This is a genomic window from Pedobacter sp. FW305-3-2-15-E-R2A2, assembly GCF_038446955.1.
Taxonomy (GTDB): Bacteria; Bacteroidota; Bacteroidia; order Sphingobacteriales; family Sphingobacteriaceae; genus Pedobacter.
The window spans coordinates 1,739,541-1,755,302 of sequence record NZ_CP151803.1; the positions used below are offsets into that span (position 1 = coordinate 1,739,541).

10 protein-coding genes are annotated in these 15,762 nt (G+C 42.9%); 9 read left to right on the forward strand and 1 reads right to left on the reverse strand.

From position 1 onward, the window contains the following. Nucleotides 1-16: 16 nt before the first annotated feature. From AAFF35_RS07235 to AAFF35_RS07255, 5 genes are all read left to right on the forward strand, one after another. Nucleotides 17-1,582 (forward strand): RagB/SusD family nutrient uptake outer membrane protein, encoded by a 1,566-nt coding sequence (locus AAFF35_RS07235; protein WP_342331748.1) that lies wholly within the window; start codon nt 17-19, stop codon nt 1,580-1,582. After that, nucleotides 1,572-4,157, forward strand: a complete 2,586-nt coding sequence (locus AAFF35_RS07240; protein ID WP_342331749.1) for a glycerophosphoryl diester phosphodiesterase — start codon at nt 1,572-1,574, stop codon at nt 4,155-4,157. The genes AAFF35_RS07235 and AAFF35_RS07240 overlap by 11 nt, the downstream gene beginning before the upstream one ends. Next, nucleotides 4,154-7,621: a hypothetical protein gene (locus tag AAFF35_RS07245; protein ID WP_342331750.1), complete on the forward strand. Its 3,468-nt coding sequence runs from the start codon at nt 4,154-4,156 to the stop codon at nt 7,619-7,621. Before AAFF35_RS07240 ends, AAFF35_RS07245 begins: the two co-directional genes overlap by 4 nt. A 72-nt stretch (nt 7,622-7,693) precedes the next feature. After that, the gene (locus AAFF35_RS07250; protein WP_342331751.1) at nt 7,694-8,596 is read left to right on the forward strand and encodes a DUF4886 domain-containing protein; all 903 of its coding nucleotides are present in this window, start codon (nt 7,694-7,696) and stop codon (nt 8,594-8,596) included. A 10-nt stretch (nt 8,597-8,606) separates the two neighbouring features. After that, nucleotides 8,607-10,295, forward strand: coding sequence for a sodium:solute symporter family protein (locus AAFF35_RS07255; protein WP_342331752.1), 1,689 nt, complete (start codon nt 8,607-8,609; stop codon nt 10,293-10,295). Nucleotides 10,296-10,360: 65 nt separating this feature from the next. Here the strand turns inward: AAFF35_RS07255 and AAFF35_RS07260 are convergent, their stop codons facing one another. Then, nucleotides 10,361-10,567, reverse strand: a complete 207-nt coding sequence (locus AAFF35_RS07260; protein ID WP_342331753.1) for a hypothetical protein — start codon at nt 10,565-10,567, stop codon at nt 10,361-10,363. A 236-nt stretch (nt 10,568-10,803) separates the two neighbouring features. Here AAFF35_RS07260 and AAFF35_RS07265 point away from each other — a divergent pair, with 236 nt between their 5' ends. The 4 genes from AAFF35_RS07265 (at nt 10,804) to AAFF35_RS07280 (ending at nt 15,755) form a co-directional block, all read left to right on the forward strand. Beyond that, on the forward strand, nt 10,804-11,637 hold the full coding sequence (locus tag AAFF35_RS07265) for an alpha/beta fold hydrolase (RefSeq protein WP_342331754.1): 834 nt from the start codon (nt 10,804-10,806) through the stop codon (nt 11,635-11,637). Nucleotides 11,638-11,747: 110 nt separating this feature from the next. Beyond that, nucleotides 11,748-13,298 (forward strand): MFS transporter, encoded by a 1,551-nt coding sequence (locus AAFF35_RS07270; protein WP_342331755.1) that lies wholly within the window; start codon nt 11,748-11,750, stop codon nt 13,296-13,298. A gap of 273 nt (nt 13,299-13,571) precedes the next feature. Next, nucleotides 13,572-14,687, forward strand: a complete 1,116-nt coding sequence (locus AAFF35_RS07275) for a helix-turn-helix domain-containing protein (protein WP_342331756.1) — start codon at nt 13,572-13,574, stop codon at nt 14,685-14,687. A gap of 72 nt (nt 14,688-14,759) precedes the next feature. Next, nucleotides 14,760-15,755 carry an alpha/beta hydrolase gene (locus tag AAFF35_RS07280; RefSeq protein WP_342331757.1) on the forward strand — a complete coding sequence of 332 codons (996 nt, stop codon included), beginning with the start codon at nt 14,760-14,762 and terminating at the stop codon, nt 15,753-15,755. Nucleotides 15,756-15,762: the final 7 nt, after the last annotated feature.

The following is a 15,762-nucleotide window of genomic DNA, read 5'->3' on the forward strand; positions in this document are numbered from 1 at the left end:
AAAAAATTATAGAGATATGAAAACGAAAATATTAATACTGCTGATGAGCATCATGATGCTTTCCTGCTCCAAACTGTTAAATAAAGATCCTGATTTCGTAACACCAGATACTTATTATAACACCGAAGAAGACCTGAGAAATGGCCTTAATGGAGTATACAATAGATTAATTGATCCTAATGGACGGATGTATGGCCGTGGATTATACAGCTATTTTGTAGTGAGTGATGAAGCGTTTTTTAAAGGCATTTCAATTAACAATATCCGCGTAATGGCGATGGATGCAAGTCATTTGGATATTGGACGGCTTTGGGAAGTATTGTACGAGGGAGTGAACCGGGCAAATTTGCTGTTGGAACAGGTGGATCAGGTGAGCATGGATCAAAAGCAACGGGATGCCATCAAAGGGGAGACCTTATTCTTACGGGGCTATTATTATTACCTCCTTGCAGATCTTTTTGGTCCTGTTCCCTTAAAACTGACTTCTACCAAATCACCTAATGATCCATACCTTCCCCGCGCTCCTTTAGCGGAAGTCTATGCTTCGATTGTAAATGACATGCAACAGGCAGAAAAGCTGGTGAACGATATTGATTATTTCTCTTATAACGAACGGATCTCCAAAACGGGTGTGCAGGCGATATTGGCAAGAGTTTTTCTGAAAATGGCAGGAGCACCGTTAAAAGACGTGGACCGTTATAAAGATGCTTTAGCATATGCAGACAAAGTGATCTCCTCAAACAAACATGCGCTTAATCTGAATTATAAACAGATCTTCATCAACCATACCCAGGACATCAATGAAAAGAAAGAATGTATCTGGGAAATTGGAATGTATGGCAATAAAGTAGGAACAGTAGACCTTGCAGGATCCATGGGCGTAGAAAATGGGATCGAGTGTCCAAGTGAGGCAATTGGCTTTTCGGGAGGAGCGATGAAGATCACGGCTAAATTGTATGAACTTTTTGGTACTGCAGATACGGCAAGGAGAAACTGGAGCATAGCGCCTTACCGGTTTGTTGCCTCAGGTGGCAATACGGTAAAGACAAATTTTACAGACAAGCAGATCTACGACAGGAATCCCGGCAAATGGAGAAGAGAGTATGAAACCGGGTCTAAAGCAAGGAGCTTTACCTCGACTAATTTTCCTGTGATCCGATATTCAGATGTCTTGTTGATGAAGGCAGAAGCGGAAAACGAAGTCAATGGTGGCCCTACACCGGCAGCTTACGATGCGATCAATCAGGTAAGAAGAAGGGCATTTAATAAACCTCTGGGGACTGCAAATGCCATTTGTGATATCCCGGCAGGATTAAGTAAAACTCAGTTTTTAGCGACCCTTCAGGATGAACGTGCAAGAGAATTGTGTTTTGAAGGAATTCGTAAGCATGACCTGATCCGTTGGGACATCTACGTGAAAACAATGAACGACTTAGGGACGAGCATTACGGCTACAGCACCTTCCAACTATAAATACGCAGCGAATGCCGGTAAAAATACGACAGAAAGAGATGTGTTTTTTCCCATTCCTACGACTGAATTAACTGTAAACAAGCTGATCAAACAAAATAATGGCTGGTAAATTAAGATGGCTGATATGCCTTTTTCCATTTTCCGTTTTTGCGCAGTCCCAAGGACCTTCGCTTGCTAATGGTCAGTTGAATCTCGAATGGGTAAATTCTGCAAAAGGGTATCACCTGAATAAAATATCGGTCCTTAACAAAGGATCATGGATGGAGTTATCTGCAAAAACCTCAGGGGAGTTTTCTGTCCTGTATGCTGCGGATACGCTATCCCTGAAGGAAGTAAAACCAACAACGAAGGGGCTTGATTTTCCGGAATCTATTTACCGCTATATTATACCGATCTGGAAGCAAGCGATTTCTGCTGTTCAGCTAAATCAGGCGGGGAAAGCGATTGATTTTTATCCGGACAGGAAAAAGGAAATCAGGGACCAGCTGATCTTTCAGAAGGAACATGAGCTGTTTTCCCTAAACGCTGCCTGGGCCTTTGATGCACAGCACCCGAACGACTTGAAAGTGACGATAAAATTGAAAGCGAAAAAGGCTGGTTATTATTCCATTGCTTCGCCGGAGCTGGCTCTTTTTGATAAAAGTAATTTTAAATGGGCTACTGTTCCGGGCGTTTTTCAGGGGAATCAGTTAAATGCTAATTTTATCAATGCCTATGCCTATGGGCAGGGAATCCCGGATGTGCCGGTGATGGTAAGGGAGCGTACGGCTTCCACATTATCGCCCTTGGTGCAAAACAGCCAAAACATCACCCTGGCGGTAATTCCGGAGCCTGGAACAGGACGGGATCCCTGGGCATTTGATGCCAAAACTCAGGGGAACTGGAATATTGGGCTATCTGTGCTGAACAGAAAGGGCAATATGATGCCAACGGTATATCACCCGGTACTGGGAGAAAAGAAATCTTATCTGGAGAAAAATGATTCGGTTAGCTTTTCTTTCAGGTATACCATCCGCGCGGAGGATTGGTTTGCGGTCATGAAACATGCGGCGAATGACGTATATCGGTTTAAAGAGGTGCTGGCCTTGAAGAAAACAGCTTCTTCTTTGACCAACCGGGTATGGAGAATGGCAAACTATGTAGTGGACGACAGCCTTTCTATGTGGCAGTTGTCGCCCTATAAAAACCTGGAAATCGGTGCGCAGAAATACCTGGGTGGCGTGTATGGCTCCCAAAAAGATGCGATCAAAAATTCAGACTATGGAGCGATGTGGATGCTTGCGAGGTTAACGGGCAATCAGAAACTGATCAATAGCCGCCTTCCTTATGCGAGAAACTTTAAACTGGCGCAACAGCATTCGGCCAAAGGTTTTTTCTATGGTGCTTCGGAAGGACAATACTTTTTGCAAAACAGCGGGAAATTTACGGAAGAGTGGGGGCCTTATACAGAACCTATCGGAAGTACTTATTACCTGATGATGGACATTGGAAACATGTTGTTGTTTAATCCGGAGGATGCTGGTCTGCGTGAGGAATTAAAGCTGGCCGCTGAGAAACTATTGTCCTGGATGAAACCGGATGGAAGCTGGGAAGTTGCCTACGACAATAAGACCAATGAAGCAATGTTTAAGGATGTTTTAGACCTGAGGCCTACCTTCTACGGCTTATTCATTGCCTATAAATTATTAGGAGATCAAAAATACTTAGCAGCGGCCAAAAAAGGGGCCGACTGGTATATCGAACAGGCCATCAATAAAGGATCTTTTATCGGTGTTTGTGGGGATACGAGGTTTGCACCCGATTTTGCAACGGCACAGAGCGTACAGGCTTTACTGGATCTTTACGATGTGGTTAAAGAAAGTAAATATCAAGACGCGGCCATTGCTGCGGCTAAAATTTATACGGCATCTGTTTATACGCATCCCATTCCTTCCCTGGCGCAAAAACAGGTAAATGGAGTTAAAAGAGCAGACTGGGAAATCAGTCAGGCGGGATTAAGTTTTGAGCATGGAGGGATCCTTGGATCTGCCAATCACCATGGGCCAATTCTATTGGCGAGTCATGCAGGGATGTTTCTCCGGATGTTTTCAATTACCAAAGATTCTTTGTTTCTAACGATGTCCAGAGCTGCGGCATGGGGCAGGGATGCTTTTGTGGATCAAAAAACAGGCGTGGCTTCTTATTATTGGGATGCAATGGATAAGGGAGCAGGTCCATTTCCGCATCATGCCTGGTGGCAGATTGGCTGGATCATGGATTATTTGCTTTCAGAAGCAGACCTTCGCTCGCAGGGACAGATCTCCTTTCCGCGAGGTTTCATTACCCCTAAAGTAGGTCCGCATCAAACTTATGGTTTTGCTCCGGGTAAAGTGTATGGCACAACCGCGTCCTTAATTTTAAGGGAGGGCTTGCTGAAGGTCGAAAGTCCTTATGTAGAATATGTGACGGCATTTAATGCGGATCAACGAAAGTGTTTTGTGGTACTGATGAACAATAGTGAGCAGCCCCTGAAGACGGAGGTTTTGCTTAATCCGGAGAAAATTCCGGGCTTTTCCGGGACATTGTCAAAAGAACTTGCTGTTATCGATACAGCTGGCAAGCGAACGGTATTAAGCAGCAATTCCAATTCTCTGAATATTGAATTAGCCCCTTTTGGCTTAAAAGTAATAGAAGTATGCTATTGAAAAAGACAATAAAGAAGATAAACAAGCTGAGCTACGCCTGTTATTTTAGGTATGTGGTGTTTTCCTGCTGTGTTTTTACCTCCGGTAAAGTGTATGGACAGGCACAAAATACTTATTTTATAGAAGCAGAAGATTTCCAGTTTCCTGCGGGTTGGGTCTTTAGTAAGGAAGCCGGAACAAATGTTTCTGGTAAAGGGGCTTTATTTGCAGCGGCATCTAAAGATCCGGTTCCGGATGCCATGACGGTGATCTCCCTAAAAACGAAAGGCAGCTTTTTTGTCTGGACCAGATCCAGAGGCTATGCAGAGAATCAACCGGGAACGCGAAAGTACCTGTTGTCGGTAAATGAGCAGGAGATGAGTCTGGAGTCCGGCAGACATCTTTCTGAAGGATATGCATGGGAAAAGGTAGGTCGTATTGATCTTGATACTGGTGAAAATGTGTTGAGCTTAAAAAATACCAGTGGGAATTTTGTGCGTTGTGATGCGATAGTGTTGAGCACCGATGAGGCTTTTAATCCGGGTAAGGAAGGCTTATCCCTTACAGCTTATGCCATAAAACCAACCCGGGTGAAGGAAACTCCCGCAGTGTTAAATATAGCCGAAGCGGCTTCTTTTGCGAAGAAGGAAAAACTACTTGGTACACTTTCTAATGCTCAGCTAAAGCTGAGTTTCGAAGAGGTGATAAACGATAAGACGGGGAAACGTCAGCTAGTGGCGACTACAGCCATCTTTCAGGATAAAGGATGGGCGACTTTAAAAGCGCAGGTAGAAGAAAACCGGGTCTTCCTGTTGAGTACTAAAAAAGCTAAAATAGAATTTGGGGCTTACTTTGCCTCCTGGAAGAATACGGCAAGTTTAACGGAGTTTGTGGTTAAAGGTAAAACCTATAAGCCTATGGATCAGAACGGGGCGAAGAATCCTTTTCTGGCTGGCGAACTTTCTGCTTGTCAGCCTTCAGCGGTGAAACAGGTGTCTCCAGAAGTGCTTTGGGTAACTTATCTGACGGATAAAGGCGAAGAGGTTAAAGGAATCTGGACACTTAAACCCGGAGCATCGCATTACGAGCTGAGTTTGGAATATTCAGCCAAAGAAGAAGGCTTTTACAGCTTTGTAGTTGCTGCCTTTCAGGATGTTTCTGAGCAGGAGGTGCAGCAGGTACAGCTTCCACCGATGTTTAATTATAAACGTTTGCCAACAGACCCGATCCTGATTCCGGGAGCGATGACTCCCCAACCTCTGGCCATCGTGGAGCTTGGCCGGGACAAGCCACTGAGCTTCTTTGTAACGGGTTCTTTAACTGATTTTCCATTAGACTGGGGTAAGGACAATACCTCCCGGATTGGTTTCTCCCTTAAGAATGCGTTTAATCAGATTCAGCCTGTTGCATTTGCACCTGTTCTGGGGTTGGAAGATTCAAAACTGCGTGCAGGTCAGTCCTTAAAAAGAACATTTAACCTGGGAGCGGTAGCTGAAAACTGGAATGGGGCATTGGAATACATCTCCAATTCTATTTACGAGGTAAAGGACTATCGTGCTCAGGACTCCAGCTCCTTAACCAATGCTGCATTTAACATGATTGATCTGGTCAAAAATGACGACGCTTCAGGATGGAATGCACAATTGAAAGGCTTTTACGATATAGAAGCCGATCCGAAGATTGCGCCAACGGTGGCTCAGTCGGCCCCACTGGCCCTGATCTCTGCAGCGATAATGGGCCGGGATGAAGAGCTTTACCTAAGCCGTGCTTTGCCTACCATAGAATATACTTTATCAAGAAGTGCATTTAGATGGGCTAAGGCGGTTGGTGCGCCATATAACCTCAAAGAGGCTTCATTGGTATTAGACCCTTATAAAAATGTACAGTTTAATACGGCCTATTTTGATGCGTTAAACCAGTTGTTGGAGGAAAAGAACCCATGGCTGGTTCAGGTAGGAATGCCGGATCAGCAACCCAGAAAGCTGTCGGGCTATAGCGTAAACCTTCCGGCATGGACACAGGAATTGGCGGCCTACCGACTCACAAAGGATAAACAATGGCTGGATAAAGCAGTTTTACATGCCAGGGAATTTTTACAAAAAGAAGTTTATGGGCAAAAGACAGAAGTCTTAACGGCACAGCCATTTTACAATACCTCATTTTATCCCTATTGGTGGGATTTGATGGACCTGTATGAAATCAATAAAGACAAAGTCTTTTTAGATGCAGCTAAATATGCTTCGTTTTTTACCATCGCGGGGATCCGTTCCTATCCGCTTGTTCAAAATCAAAAACAGCGGATTCATGAAGGAGGGCGCTACGAGGGCAATACGAATTTATGGTGGAAAGACGGAAAGAAATTCCGTTTAGGATTTCCACGAATAGACGGAGATGTCACAGAAAAAGAAGTTCCTCAATCGCTGATCTCCCCGGTAGGACTGGGGCTCGAACAACCTGTGACCTTCTTTCTTCCCAATAAAAATGTACGCCATATCTTCATGTCGACCTGGGCGCCACATTTACTGCGCCTTTCTGCGGAAAGCAACAAGGATATTTTTGAAATCTATGCGAGGAATTCCATCATTGGTCGTTTCTCTAATTATCCGGGGTATTATGCAACAGGTTTTACCGACCTGACTTACCAGGCAAATTACCCGTACAAAGGACCGGATATCAATTCCATTTATTACCACCACATCTCTCCACACCTTGCTTTTACCCTTGATTTTCTGGTTACTGAAGCGATCCAGAGGTCTAAAGGAAAGATCACTTTCCCATGGGGGAAACAAGAGGGCTTTGTTTGGTTTAACAACCGGATTTATGGGGCCGGCAAGGGAACTGTTTTTGACGATAGCCGTGTAAAACTTTGGCTAAAGAAAGGCCTTGTTCATATCGGCAATCCCGCGATTAATTATATTACAGGGATTTCGGATGATCGTTTTTGGCTGGTGCTGTTAAATGAAGCTCAGCAGGAGCAGCAGGTTGAAATCGGACTGGATCCGGATCAGCTCGCAGTTAAAAATACAGGGATTAAATTTTACGAGGGAATAACGGCTAAACCAAAAGAGATGGTGCTTTCCGGAAAGACAATGAAATCTGTTATTGCGGGCAAAGGGTTAACGGCCTATTCCTTCCCGCTTCAGCAGCCTGTCGCAGAGACAGTTTTGTTACCGGTTAAAAATGGGATGCAGGAGATCAACATTGGTGCGCCATGGGGCAAGCTCCACGCTTTCAGGATCCGCTCGCCCTTTGGCTGGGATTCTATCTATGCTTACCTGAGCACACCACCGCTGGCAGGAGCGGCGGCGGAGATGGTGTTGAACGAAGATTCTGCTACTGTTGTAAAGTGTGTTGGCTATCCCTTTGAATGGTCTTTTCCTGGGATTGATCCGGCTAAACCAGCCTCGATCAGCTTAAAATTAAAGAAGGAGGGAAGTACTGAGGTTCAACAGGTAAATGTTGTCTTTGAGGTTGATAAAAAATAACACCGGAAGATCAGATGGATACTTAGACCCGGACATTGAAAATATTAATGATTAAAATATAATACACAAAAAATGAAATACCTAAAAAAAGCCTTATTGCTCTCCTTGCTGTTGATCAGCCAGGTTTCATTCGGACAGGTTGCTGAAAAAGCCTTACGATTGTTTATCATCGGCAACAGTTTTTCGCAAAATGCGACGGCCTATTTACCGAATTTGGTCAAGGAAAATAATCAGCAACTGGTGGTTGGCCGGGCTGAGCTTGGCGGCCACTCTTTACAGCAGCATTGGGAATACGCGGAAGCTGCAGAGGCCAATCCTGAAGATCCTAAGGGCAAGCCCTACAATGGAAAATCATTGCGGATGCTTTTATCTGCCGGAACCTGGGATGTGGTAACGATGCAGCAGTTTTCTTATTTGTCGGCAGATGTGGACAGTTACAGCCCTTATGCTCAAAAGCTTTATAATTACATTAAATCATTGCAACCCAATGCAAAGATTCTTTTACACCAGGGATGGGCATATCGCTCGGATGCAAAGAAGTTCGGTCGCGTTGCTCCTGAACAGCCAGCGAAAACTCAGGAAGAAATGTGGCAGAAATCAAGGGCTGCTTACCATGCGGTAGCGAAGCAATTGAATGTGAGTCTTATCCCTGTGGGAGATGCTTTTAACGCAGTGGCTACGGGGAGCGAATACCGCTTTACAAAAGATATGAATTTTGACTACGATCATCCGGTCTTTCCAAATCTTCCCATCCAGACCAACTCCATAAACATGGGTTATTACTGGAAAGACAATGTACTGGTATTTGACCCTAATCATGCCAATGAAGCAGGACGATACCTGGGCTCTTTAATCTGGTATGCGGTTTTATTTAAGGAGTCGCCGGAAAAAGTAAAATATCAGCCAAAGGAAGTTCCTGCAGGATTTGCTGCATATTTAAGAAGTGTTGCCGCAAAAACGGTTAAGGATTTATAAATAGAAAAATATGAACTCAGTAATAGACACCACAGTTATCGTTGTATTTTCAGTATTCATTATGATTATAGGATTACTGTTTTCACGTACAGGACGAAATCTTAAGTCTTTTTTTGCAGGTGGTGAGGCTGTACCCTGGTTTATAGGAGGCTTATCGCTGTTTATGAGTTTCTTCTCTGCGGGTACTTTTGTAGCCTGGGGATCAATTGCTTATAAATACGGCTGGGTAGCAGTGACCATTCAATGGACGATGTGTATCGGAGGATTGGTTACCGGATTATACATCGCCCCAAAATGGAAGGCAACAGGGAGCCTGACCGCTGCGGAATTTATTAAGGAAAGGCTTGGAGAACATGTTCAAAAGAGCTTTATCTATATTTTTATGTTGGTGTCGCTATTCATTAAAGGTTCCGTATTGTATTCTGTATCTAAACTGGTAGGTTCCTCATTGGAATTCCCGCTGATCCCGGTTACGCTGGTCTTGGGGATCTTTATGATTGCTTACACCGCAGTAGGTGGTTTATGGGCAGTAATGGTGACGGATATTTTACAGTTTGCAATTTTAACTACTGCAGTGCTGCTCATTATTCCATTGGCTTTTACAGAAGCAGGAGGGATCCATTCCTTTGTATCAAGGGTTCCGGATAACTTTTTTAATGTCGTTAATGGGGAGTATACCTGGGGTTTTATTGCTGCCTTTGCCCTTTACCACATCTTTTATATTGGTGGAAACTGGACTTTTGTACAACGTTACACAAGTGTGGATACGCCAAAATCTGCTTCTAAAGTAGCCTTCCTTTTTGCTGGATTGTACATTGTAAGTCCGGTTTTATGGATGCTTCCACCGATGATCTATCAAACGATTAATCCTGGCTTAACTGGTCTGGAAACAGAAAACGCTTATTTAATGGTTTGTAAGCAGGTGCTTCCGGCAGGATTGATGGGCTTGATTCTGACGGGAATGTATTTTTCGACTTCAGCCTCCGCAAATACGGCTTTGAATGTCGTGTCTGCGGTGTTTACCAATGATGTTTATAAAGGAACGATCAATCCGGGAGCATCTGATGAAAAGCTCATGAAGGTGGCGCGTGCCTCGTCCTGGTGTTTTGGTTTCGGGATGATTTTGATTGCGCTGATTGTGCCTTATATCGGAGGTATTGTGGAGTTTACACTGAGTGTTGGCGCAATCACGGGTGGCCCTTTGCTTGCGCCGCCGATCTGGGCATTATTTTCGAAAAGGATTACTGGTAAAGCGACGATTTGGATTACCATGATCAGTTTAACGGTGAACCTGGTATTTAAGATCGTATTGCCACTTGTGGCAGAGGAGAAGCTGAGCCGCGCAAATGAAATGTTGCTGGGGGTATTGCTTCCTTTTGTATTGTTATTGGCCTATGAACTGTATGCGCGTTCAAAAGGTTTAATCAGTTCAGAATACGAGCAATTACAGCTGCGTAAAGGGGTACGAAATGCAAAGGTCATCGTAGTGGATGAAGAAGAAGCAGCTGAAATCAAAAGACAAAACAAGTTTGGCTTACAGGTGATCTCATTTTCATTGGGTTTTATTGCACTGATGTTATATGTGCTTTGCGCGTTTACGGCGAAAGGGACAGGGATGGTTGCGGGAATAGCAACGATTATATTGTTGAGTGCCTGGATTCCATTTAATGCTTCCAGAAAAACTCCGATAGAAGGATAGAACTAACGACCAACAGGTCAGACATCGTCTGCCTGTTGGTCGTTAGTTCAGATCTGTCGAATTGATCAATAGAGCGGTGTGTTGTCAAATTTTCTGATATGATACATATCTACTGCGCTGATTTTAATCTCATCAAGGTCTCCATAAGCTACAAACTGTTTATTGTATTCCGTTTTTCCATTACTGTCCGCTTTACCTAGTCCTTTAAACTTAAAAAATGGAGCTGCTGTTAGATTGAGGTCATTTGCTGGTATCGTCTGTGTGTCTGTCATTGTAAATAAAAACTGATCCTCATTTTTCTTAACCGCATAGCCTACCGCGAAAGTAAGAGGTCATCATTCACCCTGTGCGATGAAAAAAAGACTGAGGTTTTGAATTTCGGTCTAGTTCAATTTATAGAAACACCATTTCATAGACCTGTTCATCTCCTAAAAGTTTATTCTATTATAGAAAGCACTTAATTAATTCTTATAACTTTATCACATAAGGTGTCATTGCAGCTAGGAACATGGAGCAAATTAAAACGGAAAAAGGATATTTTATTACTGCAACTGTTTTCGAGGCGAAAGGAAGTCGGACAATTTTGCTGATCTCCTCCGCCACGGGTGTAAAACAATCTTATTACAAGAGATTTTCTGAATATGTTGCTGCGACTGGAATAACAGTAATTACGTTCGACTATTCCGGAATTGGACATTCTTTAACAGGGGCCATCAAAGACAATAACAACCAGGCATCTGATTGGGGGAAGATAGACCTGGAGGCCATGCTTCAATATGTAAAAGAACATTATCCGGGGTCAAAAATCAATATTATGGGTCATAGCATTGGCGGACAACTTATTGGTCTTTCAAAATCTGCTGTTGATGCCAGTAAGATTATTCTTGTGGCCGCTCAAACGGGATACTGGAAATTCTGGACCGGTTTCAGAAGGTATAGGATGTGGGCCAACTGGAATATTCTCTTTCCTGCACTGGTCTATACTTTTGGATATATGCCTTCGAAGAAATTAATGGGTATGGAGAACCTGCCTAAGCATGTGGCCAGGCAATGGTGCAAATGGTGTATGGATCCGAATTACCTTTTTGGAAGTACTCCGGAAGCCGATTTGTATTTTAACAGGATAACTGCACCATTAACCTCCATCAGTATAGACGACGATACCTTTGCGCCTATACAAAATGTGGATTGGTTAACGGGACAATATAGCGGGGCAGCGGTTACAAGGATTCATTTAAATCCCGGCGATTTTGATAGGAAGAGCATAGGGCATTTCGGGATCTTTCAGGAGCCATCAAGAACCCGGATATGGGAGGTCTTGTTAAGAGAAATCGAAAGATAACATTGCATCATTCTCCTTTTTTATATGATAATAGTACCTCTTTATCATTGAAATGTACTGACTTTTTGATAATATTCAGTTTATTTTTGTCACATATGATAAATGTAAAAATGAAGAATCAAAATTACTTGAGTAAGAACAACATTGCTCTGATCGCTATTTGTATGGCTACACTAATGTTTTCATTAGAAATTTCCAGTGTCCCGGTCATACTCCCCACCCTTGAAAAGGTATTAGGCGCCAACCTTAAAGATATGCAATGGATCATGAATATTTATACGATTGGCTGTACAACGGTGCTAATGGCGGCAGGAACACTGGCTGATAAGTATGGCCGCAAGCGAATACTCCTGATTACCCTGATTTTGTTTGGCATTGCTTCCTTGGTTTGTGGTTTGGCGGAAAATACATCTGTATTGATTGTAAGCCGTTTTTTTCAGGGAATAAGTGGAGGTGCGATGTTGATTTGCCAAATATCAGCGCTTTCGCACCAATTTCAGGAAGGAAAAGAGCGCAGTCAGGCCTTTGGTATTTGGGGCATTATCCTCGGACTGGGCCTGGGTTTCGGGCCGATTATAGGAAGCGGGATTGTGGGTTTACTATCCTGGAAATGGGTGTTCCTGATACATACACCAATCGCTGTTCTTGCTTCAGTTCTTGTTTATGGCAATGTGGTCGAATCTAAAGATCCACAGGCAAAAAAGCTGGATATTTTAGGAATGGTTACTTTATCCTTATCCGTTTTTGGCTTAACCTATTTTATCACTCAGGGAGGTGATATTGGTTTTAGCAGCCCCATTGCGATCTGTATCCTCATTGCTACCGCGATAAGCTTTATCATTTTTGTATGGGTTGAAAAAAACAATGAGCACCCTATGTTCGACTTTTCGGTATTTAAGATCCGTAATTTTTCGGGGGCCATTTTTGGTTCTATAGGCATGAATTTTAGCTTTTGGCCATTCATCATTTACCTGCCTATTTATTTTCAGGGTTGTTTGGGTTACGATGTGATGACTGTCGGACTTTCTTTGTTGGCCTATACACTTCCTACCTTGGTGATGCCTCCTTTAGCCGAGCGTCTTTCTGTTCGTTATCGCCCGGGCATTGTCATTCCCTTTGGGTTGTTTACGATAGGCCTGGGATTTATTGTGATGAGGTATGGAAGTCTTGCTGATCAGCCCAGCTGGCTCACAATGCTCCCAGGTTCCCTGTTGGCTGGTATTGGATTGGGCTTAACCAATACACCTGTAACCAATACCACTACGGGCTCTGTTTCCAGCAATCGGGCGGGAATGGCTTCCGGAATAGATATGAGTGCGAGGTTAATTACATTGGCCGTTAATATTGCGCTTATGGGTTTTATTCTGGTAGAAGGAATTTTGTCTCATTTGAAAATTGCATTTGCACAGGATGCTCTCCATGGATTGCCATTGCGGGCTTTGGCCGAAAAAGTAGCCTCTGGAAGCTTTGATACACTTCAGCGCGATTTTCCACAACTGTCTGTTTTAGATCCCTCCGGAACTGCGGTACACGTGGCACTTGTGCAAGGCTTTGACTGGATATTGTTATATGGCGGTATTGGTGTTTGGATTTTATCTCTGTTAAGCTTTCTCACTTTCGGCAGGAAGAGGGTAGAGGAAATCAGTATAAATCCTCAGTAGCGTCCGGATTTTTTTAATTGCTTTGGCCTGTAAATTATCAATATTGGCCAAAGCAAAATAATTAATGAAAAATCTCTGGATCGTTTTTTCCATTAGACCCTGTTTTTTTTAATATCGAGGGAGTGATGGAATCGAAATGAACATTTTTAATGACATTTGTTAACCTGGCATCCGTACTTTTTGTAGTTTCGCAGACCAGGAGCTTTACAGGTAGTACATCTGATCCATGTTAAGGAAAAATGCAGCGCTGATCAAAATAAACCATACCACATTATGCTGCATTTAATTGGAATCATCATTTCTCTTTTTCTTTCCATTATCCTTTTTACAAAAAAGGGAAAATCACAGGCTGATGTAATTCTTGCCGTCTGGCTGTTCTTTATTGGTTTTCATCTGTCTGTATTCTACATTCACATTACCGGTCAATACCTTAAATTTCCTTACTTTCTTGGCTTTGAAATTCCTCTGCCACTAGTCCACGGGCCATTTTTGTATCTATACATCAGATCTTTAACCAGCCAAAATAAAAGAAGGGTACATTGGGCCATTCATTTTTTGCCATTTGTGATGGCAATTGGCCTCTTATTTAAATTCTTTCTTTTTTCTTTTGACAAGAAGATTGAGGTGTACATAGAAGCGGGTGCTGGTTTTGAAAATATCCTGAGGTGTATATACCTGCTGACCTTATTATCTGGAGTGGTATATGTTATTTTCTCCTTGTCTTTGCTGAAAAAATACTCCGCCTATATTTCTGATCAGTTTTCTGATCTGGAAAGGATAAACCTAAACTGGTTAAGGTACTTAATACTGGGAATCGGGCTAACCTGGATATCTGTGTTTTTTGGCAATGACATCTCTACCTTTACCATAATTGATCTTTTTATCCTGTTTATCGGGTATTTTGGCGTAAAGCAAGTTGGGATTTTTACAAATAATAACACCAGCAGTCAGACGATTGCCGGGAGTGTAGAGGAAAAGGCAACTGAGAAAGCCATAGAAAAAGTCAAGTACCAAAGATCTACTGCCGATGAAACCTTATTGTTAAAAATTCATCAGGATCTCCTGGCTTTAATGCAGCAGGAGAAGTTGTATAAGGATCCGGAACTGAGCTTAAATGAATTGGCACAAAGACTAAATGTTAATCCCAATACTTTGTCGCAGGTAATTAACTCCCTTGAAAACAAAAACTTTTTCGATTATATCAATGAACAGCGGATCGCCGAATTTTTAGAAATCGTTGCCTTACCGGAAAACAGCAGGTTCACCTTGTTGTCTTTGGCTTTTGAAGTGGGCTTTAATTCTAAGACTTCATTTAACAGGAATTTTAAAAATACAACAGGGCAGACCCCAACCGCTTATTTAAAGGAACAAAAAATACAGTTGAAATAAGTACCAACTTACCCTTTGGGACGATGGGACATGATGTTTAGGTCATTTTTGCAGCATTATAAAACTCAAAAAATGTATCGAAACAGCTTATTTTATTCCATCTTTCTCCTCTCCGTTTTTGTCTTTTCCTGTAAAAAGGAAATGAGAATTGATGCACCCGGGAACTTGGTTCCAAAAACAGTAGACCAGAATTCCAGTCTTCCTTCCATTGTGATCAATGGGGCAAAATTACATGCGGAAACTTTTGGCAATCCCGGCGACCCGATTATTTTCATTTTACATGGCGGACCCGCATCAGATTACCGATACCTGCTCAATTGCAGGGAACTGGCCGACAACGGATATTTTGTGGTGTTTTATGACCAGCGTGGAACCGGTTTGTCGCAAAGGTTTCCCCGTTCGTATTACACAGGGATCCAAACCTCTTTTGATGACTTGAATGGCGTAATTGCACATTACCGGAAATCAGCAGCACAGAAAATTTTCTTATTGGGACACTCCTGGGGTGCGATGCTGGCCGGCGCCTATATCAACCAATATCCCAATGCCGTAGATGGAGCCGTATTGGCAGAACCTGGGGGCTTAAAATGGAAGGATGTTGACGACTATGTAAAGCGCTCCCGGAAGATGGACATTACGGGCGAAGCCTTAAACAATGCAACCTATATGGATCAGTTTCTGACGGGTAAAGAAGATGAACATGCCATTTTAGACTACAAGTATAAATTACTGGCCTCAACTGGCGACGAGAATGAGAATGTAGGCAATGAGGGACTTTTGCCTTTCTGGCGTTCCGGTTTTGTGTTGCAGGACGTCTACTTTGACCTCATTAAAAAAGAAAATTCCGATTGGACTACCCATTTAAACCGGTTTACAACAAAGATCTTGTTTATCTATAGCGAGCGAAACAAAGCTTATGGTTTAGCCCATGCAGAAAAAGTATCCGCTGCCTTTCCAAATGTTCAGCTGTTTGAGACCAAAGCTGCGGGGCATGATATGCTTTCTTTTTCAACCGGCTGGAACAATACCCTCCCAACAATTCTTAACTATTTCAACGCTTTAAAATAAGCCCCTC

Coding starts and splice junctions, on each gene's coding strand:
- AAFF35_RS07235 (WP_342331748.1), top strand. CDS start 17: ATGAAAACGAAAATATTAATACTGCTGATGAGCATCATGATGCTTTCC.
- AAFF35_RS07240 (WP_342331749.1), top strand. CDS start 1,572: ATGGCTGGTAAATTAAGATGGCTGATATGCCTTTTTCCATTTTCCGTT.
- AAFF35_RS07250 (WP_342331751.1), top strand. CDS start 7,694: ATGAAATACCTAAAAAAAGCCTTATTGCTCTCCTTGCTGTTGATCAGC.
- AAFF35_RS07255 (WP_342331752.1), top strand. CDS start 8,607: ATGAACTCAGTAATAGACACCACAGTTATCGTTGTATTTTCAGTATTC.
- AAFF35_RS07260 (WP_342331753.1), bottom strand. CDS start 10,567: ATGACAGACACACAGACGATACCAGCAAATGACCTCAATCTAACAGCA.
- AAFF35_RS07265 (WP_342331754.1), top strand. CDS start 10,804: ATGGAGCAAATTAAAACGGAAAAAGGATATTTTATTACTGCAACTGTT.
- AAFF35_RS07270 (WP_342331755.1), top strand. CDS start 11,748: ATGAAGAATCAAAATTACTTGAGTAAGAACAACATTGCTCTGATCGCT.
- AAFF35_RS07275 (WP_342331756.1), top strand. CDS start 13,572: ATGCTGCATTTAATTGGAATCATCATTTCTCTTTTTCTTTCCATTATC.
- AAFF35_RS07280 (WP_342331757.1), top strand. CDS start 14,760: ATGTATCGAAACAGCTTATTTTATTCCATCTTTCTCCTCTCCGTTTTT.